This is a genomic window from Streptomyces sp. NPDC046821 (assembly GCF_040645335.1).
Classification (GTDB): domain Bacteria; phylum Actinomycetota; class Actinomycetes; order Streptomycetales; family Streptomycetaceae; genus Streptomyces.
On the sequence record NZ_JBEYYB010000012.1, the window covers coordinates 315,373 to 325,621 of the forward strand.

Sequence of the window (10,249 nt, forward strand, 5' to 3'; positions counted from 1 at the left end):
AGTAACGGAACCGTCGTAATCGGTGATTTGAGCAACTGGGTGTAGCGCTCCCTGCACGAAGCGTTATTCTCCTCAGACGCAAACCGGTACCCACACGTCAACACGACGAGTGAAAGGTCCCGCACTGCACGTGATGGAAGCTCTGCCTCTGGGAGTCCCGTGTACCCACACGTCGGGGTTGACGCCTCGGGCCTGGCTACGCTGCGCGCATCGGTCTTCGACCGCTTGCGCGGCTTCGTCCCCACCGCGTACGCCGTCCCCGCCCTCGCCGTAGCGGCACCAGCCGCGAACGGCCCTACCCGTCCTTGCTATGCCCTGGCCACCGGGAGCACAACCGTCGGAAGACGAGCCCGCTCAGGTTCCGCAGGCACGTCCACCGCGCGCCGCCCAGCCGCGGACAGCGACAGCGCCCGCATGATGGATCTCGTCGAGCGCGCCCAGGCGGGCGAGGCCGACGCGTTCGGCCGTCTCTACGATCAGTACAGCGACACCGTCTACCGCTACATCTATTACCGCGTGGGCGGGAAGGCGACCGCCGAGGATCTCACCAGCGAGACCTTCCTGAGGGCGCTGCGCCGCATCGGAACGTTCACCTGGCAGGGCCGCGACTTCGGCGCCTGGCTGGTCACGATCGCGCGGAACCTGGTCGCCGACCACTTCAAGTCGAGCCGTTTCCGCCTCGAAGTGACCACCGGCGAAATGCTCGACGCGAACGAGGTCGAACGCAGCCCCGAGGACTCGGTCCTGGAGTCCCTGTCGAACGCGGCACTGCTCGACGCCGTACGCCGCCTCAACCCGCAGCAGCAGGAGTGCGTGACCCTGCGCTTCCTGCAGGGCCTCTCGGTCGCCGAGACCGCCCACGTCATGGGCAAGAACGAAGGCGCGATCAAGACCCTCCAGTACCGCGCCGTGCGCACCCTGGCACGACTGCTCCCGGACGACGCCCGCTAGCCGCCGGTGGGGCCCGCCCCACCCGCCGCACCGCACCCCTCCGTATCCGCCAACTCACCTTCTGTGAGCGGGAGATGGGATCACGGTCGGATCATCCGTCGTCCGTAACCCAAGTGCCGAGTCGCTCGTTATGCGGGATGCAGGCTCCCTGTGGTCACTCCCGGGCCACTTCCACTCACTCGAACGTGTGGAAGTGCTCAGGGCGTGCAACCCTCAGGACCCCCTGGGGAGTCGACCGTCATGACGAGAGGAGGTGCCGCCAGTGATCGCGAATGTTTCGGCACACCGGCGGGCGAACGCCTTCGCCCAGGCCCTGGAGGAGCAGTCCGACCGGGAAGCGGCAGCCGTACAGCACGAAGAGCCCCCCGCCGATCAGGGCGAGCAGGGCAAGCTGTTGGCTCTGGCGACCGGACTGGACGAGCTGCCCAAGCCTGAGCTTGACCCCGAAGTGAAGGTGGTCCAACGAGCCCAGCTCGTGGCCGCCATGGAGGCCATGCTGCTCGAGGGCACGGCCGCCGGGGGTGCGGGCCCAGGCCCTTCGGTGCCCGAGCAGCGCGCGCGCAAAGGCGCTCACCGGGCGAGCCCGCTGGGGAAGTTGCGACCCCGCTCACGCCTGTCCAAGGGCATCGCGGCCGGCGGACTCACCGTCGGCGTCGCGGCCGGAGCCTTCAGCGGCGTCGCAGCCGCCAGCTCCGACGCCCTCCCCGGTGACCATCTCTACGGACTGAAACGCGGGATGGAGGACCTGAAGCTCGGCATGGCCGCCGGCGACACCGATCGCGGCCAGATCTATCTCGACCAGGCCTCGACCCGCCTCAGCGAGGCGCGCCGGCTCATGGAGCGCGGCCGCGCCGGCCAGCTCGACCACGAATCCCTCAGCGAGGTCAGGCGCACCCTGTCCGGCGTCCGGTACGACGCTGCCGAGGGGCATCGCCTGCTCTCCGAGGCGTACCGCAGAGACGGTTCTCTCGGCCCCATCCAGGCCCTCTCCACGTTCACCCAGTCACACCGGGAGAACTGGGACGCGCTGCGGAACCGGCTCCCCGTGCAGCTCGGTGACGTGGGCGCGGAGGTCAGCTCGGTCTTCGACGCCATAGACCAAGAGGTCGGTCCGCTGCGGTCCCTGCTGCCGAAGACGCCCACCAAGGACGATCCCACCGGCACGTACTCGGGCACCCCCGGTACGACGCCCGGTTCGTCCGGCTCCGGCTCCTCCTCGCCGAGCGCCGGCGGAGCGTCGCACAGCCACCAGGACAGCTCGGGCAAGCCCCGTCCGTCCACCTCACACACCCACGACGACGGCCTCCTCGGCGGCACGGGCGACCTGCTCGACCCGCCCAAGGACGACAGCACCAGCCCCACCCCGTCCGAGGGCAAGAACCCGCTCCCGAAGCCCGACGTCACCCTCCCCCCGCTGCTCCCCGGCCTCCTGCCCGGCCTGGGCATCGACAGCGAGGACGCGAAGTAGTTCTCTGCGATACGTGGATGGGCGGTCACCTGTGATCAGGTGACCGCCCATCTGCGTAACTCTTAGAAGAACACCGAGCGGCGCTGCACCAGCAGCTTGTACAGGGTGTGCTGGATCTGCTCCCGCACCTGATCCGTCAGGTTGAACATCAGCATCGGGTCGTCGGCCGCCTCCGGCGGATACCCGTCCGTCGGGATCGGCTCGCCGAACTGGATCGTCCACTTCGTCGGCAGCGGCACGGCGCCCAGCGGGCCGAGCCAGGGGAACGTCGGCGTGATCGGGAAGTACGGGAACCCGAGCAGCCGCGCCAGCGTCTTCGCGTTGCCGATCATCGGGTAGATCTCCTCCGCCCCGACGATCGAGCACGGCACGATCGGCGTCCCGGCTCTCAGCGCCGTCGACACGAACCCGCCCCGGCCGAACCGCTGGAGCTTGTACCGCTCGCTGAACGGCTTGCCGATGCCCTTGAACCCCTCCGGCATCACCCCGACCAGCTCGCCCGCCTCCAGGAGCCGCTGCGCGTCCTCCGCGCAGGCCAGCGTGTGACCGGCCTTGCGCGCCAGCTCGTTGACCACCGGCAGCATGAACACGAGATCCGCGGCCAGCAGCCGCAGATGCCGGTTCTGCGGGTGGTTGTCGTGCACGGCGACCTGGAGCATCACGCCGTCCAGCGGCAGCGTCCCCGAGTGGTTCGCGACGATCAGGGCACCGCCGTCCGCCGGAATGTTCTCGATGCCCTTCACCTCGACCCTGAAGTACTTCTCGGCCAGGGGCCGCACCAGGGACATCAGGACCTGGTCGGTGAGTTCCTTGTCGTAGCCGAACTCGTCGACCTCGTAATCGCCCGTCAGGCGCCGCCTCAGGAACGCGAGGCCGCTCGCGACGCGCCGCTCCAGACCGCCGCCGTCCCTCGGCACGTCCGCCCCCTCCGGCCTGTCTGAGCGGTCCGGGCCGCCCTGTGGTTCCTGCCGGCCCTGGGACCGCCCGGCCGCCGGCGGCTCGCCGTCCTGCTGCCCGGGCAGCGGCGCGACCTCGCGTACGGCGACGGGCTCGCCCTTGCGCCGGCCGTTCACCAGCCGGCGGCGTGGCACCACCTTGCCGGCGCCGCCGCGCGACCGGTCGTCGTCGAACGGAATGACCTTGGCATCCGCCATCGTTGATGCGCTCCTCAGCTGGCGCTCTGCGTCGGGGGGTGGCCGCCCAGGAAGGGCAGCGCGGCGATCCGGTCGACGGCCCCCGCGAGGGCCTCCGGCGGCAGCAGTCCGGGCCCGCGGCTCCGCACGAAGTCGGCGAAGGTCTCCGCCGTCGTGTACGCGGGCCGGTACCCCAGGGTCTCGCGCATCTGGGTCGTCGACACCATCCGCCCGTGCGTGAGCAGCCTGATCTGCTCGGGTGAGAAGTCCGTCGCGCCCAGCGTACGCAGCGCGGATCCCACCCAGGTCACGGCGGGCAGGAACACCGGGACCGTGGGCCGCCCGAGCCGGCGCGAGCACTGCGACAGGAGCAGCACCCCGTCACCGGCGATGTTGAACGTGCCGCTGTTCAGCGTGCCGCGCGCCGGTTCGCGCGAGGCGATCCGCAGCACCTCGACGACGTCGTCCTCGTGCACGAACTGCAGCCGCGGGTCGTAGCCGAGGACGGTCGGCAGGACCGGCAGCGAGAAGTACTCGGCGAGCGGCGAATCGGCGGCGGGGCCGAGGATGTTCGCGAACCGCAGGACGCACACCGCGACATCGGGCCGGCGCCGGGCGAACCCGCGCACGTACCCCTCGACCTCCACGGTGTCCTTCGCGAAGCCGCCGCTGGGCAGCGACTTGGGCGGCGTCGTCTCGGTGAACACGGCCGGGTCGCGCGGCGCGGACCCGTACACGTTCGTACTGGACTTCACCACGAGCCGCTTCACCGCCGGCGACTTCTGGCACGCGCCGAGCAGCTGCATCGTGCCGATGACGTTGGTCTCCTTCACGGAGCCCCGGCCGCCGCCGGCCAGCGGGGTGCCCGTGACGTCCAGATGGACGACCGTGTCGACGGCGTGCTCGGCGAGCACCCGGGCGATCGCGGGCTGCCTTATGTCCGCCCTCAGGAACTCGGCGCTCCCCAGCTGATGCGCGGGCGCCACCACGTCCACGCCGATCACCCGGTCCACGTCGGGGTCACGCTGGATCCGCCGCACGAAACGGCCCCCCAGCTGCCGGGCCACCCCCGTCACGAGCACGACCTTGCCCAAGATCAGCGCCTACCTTCCCTCGCAGCCCTGCCACGCCCCCGTTCCGCGCCGCCAGGCTCTGGCCTCACGTTAGCGGCTGGATGTTGCGCTGTGATGACCACGCGGCCCGAAAAGGCCCGGAAACGGCAAAGGCCCCGGGAACGACAAAGCTCCTGGAACGACAAAGACCCCTGGAACGACTGTGGCCCCTCCACCGGACGGTGGAGGGGCCACAGCTCGCGCTTGATACAGCGGTCGCTTACTTCTTGTTGCGACGCTGCACGCGGGTGCGCTTCAGCAGCTTGCGGTGCTTCTTCTTGGCCATCCGCTTACGCCGCTTCTTAATAACAGAGCCCACGACTACCCTCGCTCACTTCTCTTCACTCGGTGCGGGGCGTCTGGGCCCACACGACCTACGTCGGCCTAGCCTACCCGGCCCAGCGCTGAGCCCGTAATCGAGGGATCCCGAAGGATGCCGTCAGGCCGTCCCCACCCCCACGTAGGACTCGCGGAGGTACTCGTGAACCGCTTGTTCCGGGACGCGGAAGGACCTTCCGACCCGGATGGCGGGCAGATGACCACTGTGCACCAGCCGGTACACGGTCATCTTCGAGACTCGCATCACCGAGGCGACTTCCGCCACGGTAAGGAACTGCACCTCGTTCAGAGGCCTACTCTCAGCAGCAGCCATGACACACCTGAACCTTCCGCACTCGACGGCCACCGGCTTCCCCTTCCGGTGACTCAACGTCGTTGCGTGCTCACTCCCCAGAGTAGGGGCGTGTGGTGCGAGTGGGGAAGAGGAGCAGCGTATGGCCGCCTACTGTGACAGACACGCTCGATTGAGTACATAGCGAGTGAGCGGCCGGTAGTAGTCGGACCGGACGGCATCGTCTAGCGGCACCACCACCGACACCTGACCCTCGGCCTCCCCCACGAACAGCGCCGGATCGTCCGTGTCCGCGAGCCCGATCGCGTCGAACCCCAACTGACCTGCGCCGCAGACCCATCCGTGGTCACCCACGACCAGCTCCGGCAGCCGTCCGCCGGCCTGCGCGGCCGCCGCGAGGGCGGTGCGCACCGGCAGCGGCGAGTGGGTGTGTGCGCCTGGCTCACTCCCGGCCACCCGCGCGCCGGGCTCCCGCACCAGCGCAACTCCTCGTACGTAGTCGAGGCTGTACGTACGTAGTCCGAACCGGGTCGTTATGTCGACACTCTCACCCTGCGCGGGGGTGAGAACAGGGCATCCCGCCGCCGACAGGGCGTCCGCCAACGCGGCGTAGAAACCGAGGAGCCGATGCGGGTGCCCCGTCCCGAACAGCACCGGAACGCGATTCCGCGCGGCCTCACCGAGCCGCTTCGCGAACGCGTCCAGCGCCGCCAGGGTCCGCTCCGGATCGATCACATCGTGGCCTGTCGTGTGCCGTGGATCGTCCGAGACCCCGCACTTGTCCGCCATCAGCGCGAGCAGCTCCCGCTGACCCCAGCTCCACTCGGGGTCCAGGCCGAGCAGTATCCGGGGGTCCCGCGCCGCGAAGAGCCGATAACTGCGCAGACTCTCCTCGCGAGACGTCGCCACGGGCCCGGCCAGGCGGGCGGCCAACAGATGCGCTCGCAACGCTCCGGTGCTCAACACGCTTGTGATGCTTACGTATTGGGATCCCGGCCACCCCAAAAACCGGGGAAAACCGCACTCTTGGCGTAACGGGGGGCGTGCTGCGCGGGCGCCAGCCGGTATGGGGCGCCGCTGCCTGGCGTATCTCGTCGGCGGGGTGTCTGGGTGGGGGCTGTGGTGACGCCTGTGCGCCTTGCCGGCGGTGGCGCGTCTGGGTGGCGGCTGTGGTGACGCCTTGCGCCTTGCCGGCGGTGGCGCGTCTGGCGTGGGCCCATGGTGTGCTGCCGGGCACCTCGCCGACGATCCGTCTGGGCGGGGGACATGGTGACGGCGTGAGTCTTGCCAGCCGGGCGTCTGGGTGGGGGTTGTGGTGACGCCTTGCTGGCGGGGTGTCTGGCGTGGGCCCGCGATGAGGCCGTGCGCTCCCGCGGCTCGCGTGGCCGGGGCTCGTGGTGACGCCGCACACCTCGCCGAAGACCCGCGTGGCCAGGGGCCATCGTGATGTCATGCACCACCCGGCCGTCTGGGCAGGTGCCCGTGGTGACGCCATGCACCACTCGGCAGTCCGTCCGGCCGGGGCCCGTGGCGACGCCGCACGCCTCGCCGGCGGCCCGCCTAGCCCAGGCCCAGGCCAACGGTGTGACGCCGCGAACCACCCGGCGGTCCATCTGGCCGGGGCCCGCAGTGCCGCCGCGCACTTCACAGGCCGCCCGCGCCGCAGGCCAGGCGGTGCCCTACGCCAGCAGCCCACGCAGCGGGAACGCCGCGCGCCGCGTCGCCAGGACCGCCTGGTCGAGCCGGTCCGCCGGGTCGTACCCCGACTCCCACTCGTGGTACGCGACCGGCCATCGCCCATCCGTCATCCGCGTGGGCGCCAACTGCCGTGTCCGCGCGAACACTTCCTGCCGCCAGCTCTCCGGAATCACCGTCTCCGGCGCCACCTCGTGCCCGGCGGCGATCCCCACCAGATGCGACCAGGATCGCGGCACGACGTCCACCACCGCGTACCCGCCGCCACCCAGCGCGACCCAGCGCCCGTCCGCGTATGTGTGCGCCAGGTCGTGGCACGCGACCTGCACGGCCCGCTGCGCGTCGAGCGACACCGCGAGGTGTGCCAGCGGGTCCTCGAAGTGTGTGTCGGCCCCGTGCTGGGTCACCAGGACCTGCGGCCCGAACTCCGCGAGGAGCTCGGGCACCACGGCGTGGAAGGCCCGCAGCCACCCCGCGTCCCCCGTCCCCGCCGGCAGCGCCACATTGACCGCCGACCCCTCGGCCGGACCGTCCGCGCCCGTCTCCTCAGGCCACCCGGTCTGCGGGAACAGCGTCCGGGGATGCTCGTGCAGCGAGATGGTCAGCACCCGAGGGTCGTCCCAGAACGCCGCCTGCACCCCGTCCCCGTGATGCACGTCCACATCGACGTACGCCACCCGCTCGGCGCCCAGCTCCAGCAGACGCGCGATGGCCAGCGCCGCATCGTTGTAGATGCAGAACCCGGAGGCAGCGCCGGGCATCGCATGGTGCAGCCCGCCCGCGAAGTTCACCGCGTGCAGCACCTCACCCCGCCACACGGCCTCCGCCGCGCCCACGGACTGACCGGCGATCAGCGCCGACACCTCGTGCATCCCCGCGAAGGCCGGGTCGTCGGGCGTCCCGAGGCCGTAGCTCCCATCCGCCGACGCCGGATCGGCGGAGGCGGCCTTGACCGCCTCCACGTAGTCCTCGCGATGCACGAGGCGCAGCGTCGACTCGCCCGCCGGCTTGGCGGCGACGACCTCCACCTCACGATCGAGCCCAAGTGCCCCGACGAGACTCCTCGTCAGAGCCAGCCGGACCGGATCCATCGGGTGATCCGGGCCGAAGTCATAGCCCGTTACTGCCTCGTCCCACATCAACTGTGCGCGGCCGCTCATGCCCGTCACCGTATCGGTCCGCTCCGGGGGCGAAGGACCGGGCGTACACGAGTGTGACGAGTACCAACACCATCGGAACGAGCATGGCCCCGCGATAGTTCCACGCATCGCCCAGAGCTCCCACAAGGGGCGAACCAACAAGGAAGCCCACATAGTTGAAGACATTCAGCCGGGCGATCGCCGAGTCCGATGCGTTCGGGAAGAGCCGGCCCGCCGCCGCGAACGTCTGCGGCACGATCACGCACAGCCCGAGCCCCAACAGCGTGAAGCCGAGCATCCCCACCCAGGCCCCCGGCGCCGCCGCCACAACCGCAAACCCGGCAGCCGCCACCACGGCCCCGAACCGCACCACGACGACCGCCCCGAACTTCCGCACCCCGAGATCCCCGAGCGCGCGCCCCACGAGCGTCATCACCATGTAGACGTTGTACGGAACCGTGGACAGCTGCTCCGAGCTGCCCAGCACGTCCTGGAGGTACTTCGCACTCCAGTTGGAAACCGTCGAGTCCCCGATGTACGCGAACGTCATCACCAGGCACAGCGGCAGCAGCATCTTGAAGACCACGGTCCCGCCCGCGGAACCCTTGTCCAGGTCCACGCCGTCACCGGCCGCACTGTCCCCGTCGACGTACCAGCGGCTCCCCACAAAGGCGGCCGGCAACAGCAGCACGACCACCGGCAGGTACGACACGAACAGCGAAAGCTGCCAGTGCGCCCCCACCCAGGCGAGCGACGCCCCGACGATCCCACCCAGGCTGTACGCCGCGTGGAACCCGAGCATGATGCTGCGCCCGTACGCCCGCTGCAGGCTCACGCCGAGCATGTTCATCGACGCGTCGAGCGCCCCGACCGAGAGCCCGAACGCCCCCAGCGCCAGGGCCGCCTGCCACATCGTGTCCCCCGACCCCGCACCGAGCAGGGCGAGCAGCACGACGGGCTGGGACCACCTCAGGACGCGGCTCGGCCGCACCCGTTTCACGAGTTTCTCGGTGACCACACTGCCGACGCCGGCCAGGATCGGCACGGCAGCCAGGAACACGGGCAGCAGCCCGTCCGATATCCCGTACTGATCCTGGATCGCCGGGATTCGGGTCACCAGGAGCGCGAACGCGACACCCTGCACAAAGAAACTGAACGCCAGCGAGCCTCTGCCACGCCGCAGCACTTCTGTCATGGCCGCACAGCGTAAGCGCCAAAACTACTCATGGGTAGATAGTTCTCGAAGGATCTTGAAGGATCTCGGAAAACAGCGGTTGCGCAGGGCATTCACAGCAGCAACGACCCAGCAGGAGGTCAGGCGAGCAGACCGGGCAACTCCCGCATATCGCCGAAAATTCCGGTCGCTCCGGCGAGCCGGTCCGCCGGCGTCATGGCGGTGAACCCGTACACGTCCATTCCGGCCGCTACAGCGGCCTGTACGCCAAGCAGGCTGTCCTCCACGACCACGCACCTGTCCGGCGCCACACCCATGCGCTGAGCCGCGTAGAGGAAGAGATCCGGCGCCGGCTTCCCCCGCCCGACGTCCTGCGCACTGAAAATCCGCCCGCCGTCGAACCACTTGTCGAGCCCGGTCTTGCGATGCCCGACCCGAATCCGCTCATGGCTACCCGAAGAGGCCACGCAGTACGGGACCCCGTCCGCGGTGAGTTTGTCGAGTACGTCGACAGCTCCAGGCACGGGCTCGAGTTCACGCTCGAAAGCGGCAAACACCCGCCCGTGAAAGACGTCATCGAAGTCTTCAGGCAACCGCTGTCCGGTCCGCTCCTCGACGAGGTCGTGAATGCGGTGCATGGCGGCACCCATGTAGTCCCTGAGGGAGTCTTCGTACGAGGTGGGGTGACCAAGCTCGGTGAGATAAGCGGCGAGGAGCTTGTTAGAAATCGGCTCGCTGTCGACGAGAACGCCGTCATTGTCGAAGAGGACCAGGTCGTATCGCATGACCCGACTTTAGAGGCCCAAACGCAGAAAAGCCCCGTGCCGAATGGCACGGGGCTTTTCATCAATATTAGTTCGGCGGCGTCCTACTCTCCCACAGGGTCCCCCCTGCAGTACCATCGGCGCTGTGAGGCTTAGCTTCCGGGTTCGGAATGTAACCGGGC

10 protein-coding genes and 1 rRNA gene are annotated in these 10,249 nt (G+C 69.5%); 2 read left to right on the forward strand and 9 right to left on the reverse strand.

Going from position 1 to position 10,249, the window contains the following annotated elements; genetic code table 11:
• The first annotated feature begins 159 nt into the window (after positions 1-159).
• On the forward strand, positions 160-951 hold the full coding sequence (locus tag ABZ893_RS25845) for an ECF subfamily RNA polymerase sigma factor, BldN family (protein ID WP_361407759.1): 792 nt from the start codon (positions 160-162) through the stop codon (positions 949-951).
• 262 nt (positions 952-1,213) lie between these two features.
• Positions 1,214-2,419 carry a DUF5667 domain-containing protein gene (locus ABZ893_RS25850; RefSeq protein WP_361407761.1) on the forward strand — a complete coding sequence of 402 codons (1,206 nt, stop codon included), beginning with the start codon at positions 1,214-1,216 and terminating at the stop codon, positions 2,417-2,419.
• A 62-nt stretch (positions 2,420-2,481) separates the two neighbouring features.
• Here the strand turns inward: ABZ893_RS25850 and ABZ893_RS25855 are convergent, their stop codons facing one another.
• The 9 genes from ABZ893_RS25855 to rrf all read right to left on the reverse strand — a co-directional run.
• A complete protein-coding gene (locus ABZ893_RS25855) occupies positions 2,482-3,573 on the reverse strand; it encodes a lysophospholipid acyltransferase family protein (RefSeq protein ID WP_361407763.1) in 1,092 nt (363 codons plus the stop codon).
• A 14-nt stretch (positions 3,574-3,587) separates the two neighbouring features.
• Positions 3,588-4,646, reverse strand: a complete 1,059-nt coding sequence (locus ABZ893_RS25860) for an NAD-dependent epimerase/dehydratase family protein (RefSeq protein ID WP_361407765.1) — start codon at positions 4,644-4,646, stop codon at positions 3,588-3,590.
• Positions 4,647-4,884: 238 nt separating this feature from the next.
• Complete coding sequence (locus ABZ893_RS25865; protein WP_003948845.1) at positions 4,885-4,983, reverse strand: AURKAIP1/COX24 domain-containing protein; 99 nt, start codon at positions 4,981-4,983, stop codon at positions 4,885-4,887.
• A gap of 120 nt (positions 4,984-5,103) precedes the next feature.
• A complete protein-coding gene (locus tag ABZ893_RS25870; protein WP_361407767.1) occupies positions 5,104-5,316 on the reverse strand; it encodes a helix-turn-helix domain-containing protein in 213 nt (70 codons plus the stop codon).
• Between the two features lie 129 nt (positions 5,317-5,445).
• A complete protein-coding gene (locus ABZ893_RS25875) occupies positions 5,446-6,261 on the reverse strand; it encodes a phosphatase (protein ID WP_361407769.1) in 816 nt (271 codons plus the stop codon).
• Between the two features lie 713 nt (positions 6,262-6,974).
• Positions 6,975-8,150 carry an acetoin utilization protein AcuC gene (locus tag ABZ893_RS25880; protein ID WP_361407771.1) on the reverse strand — a complete coding sequence of 392 codons (1,176 nt, stop codon included), beginning with the start codon at positions 8,148-8,150 and terminating at the stop codon, positions 6,975-6,977.
• Complete coding sequence (locus tag ABZ893_RS25885) at positions 8,101-9,324, reverse strand: MFS transporter (protein ID WP_361407773.1); 1,224 nt, start codon at positions 9,322-9,324, stop codon at positions 8,101-8,103. The genes ABZ893_RS25880 and ABZ893_RS25885 overlap by 50 nt, the downstream gene beginning before the upstream one ends.
• A gap of 119 nt (positions 9,325-9,443) precedes the next feature.
• Positions 9,444-10,088, reverse strand: coding sequence for an HAD family hydrolase (locus tag ABZ893_RS25890; RefSeq protein WP_361407775.1), 645 nt, complete (start codon positions 10,086-10,088; stop codon positions 9,444-9,446).
• Between the two features lie 70 nt (positions 10,089-10,158).
• Positions 10,159-10,249, reverse strand: a 5S ribosomal RNA gene (rrf, locus tag ABZ893_RS25895); the annotation flags it as partial.

Excerpts from the sequence above, each read along its gene's own strand:
- ABZ893_RS25890 (WP_361407775.1), bottom strand. The coding sequence starts at position 10,088 with ATGCGATACGACCTGGTCCTCTTCGACAATGACGGCGTTCTCGTCGAC.
- ABZ893_RS25885 (WP_361407773.1), bottom strand. The coding sequence starts at position 9,324 with ATGACAGAAGTGCTGCGGCGTGGCAGAGGCTCGCTGGCGTTCAGTTTC.
- ABZ893_RS25870 (WP_361407767.1), bottom strand. The coding sequence starts at position 5,316 with ATGGCTGCTGCTGAGAGTAGGCCTCTGAACGAGGTGCAGTTCCTTACC.
- ABZ893_RS25855 (WP_361407763.1), bottom strand. The coding sequence starts at position 3,573 with ATGGCGGATGCCAAGGTCATTCCGTTCGACGACGACCGGTCGCGCGGC.
- ABZ893_RS25880 (WP_361407771.1), bottom strand. The coding sequence starts at position 8,150 with ATGAGCGGCCGCGCACAGTTGATGTGGGACGAGGCAGTAACGGGCTAT.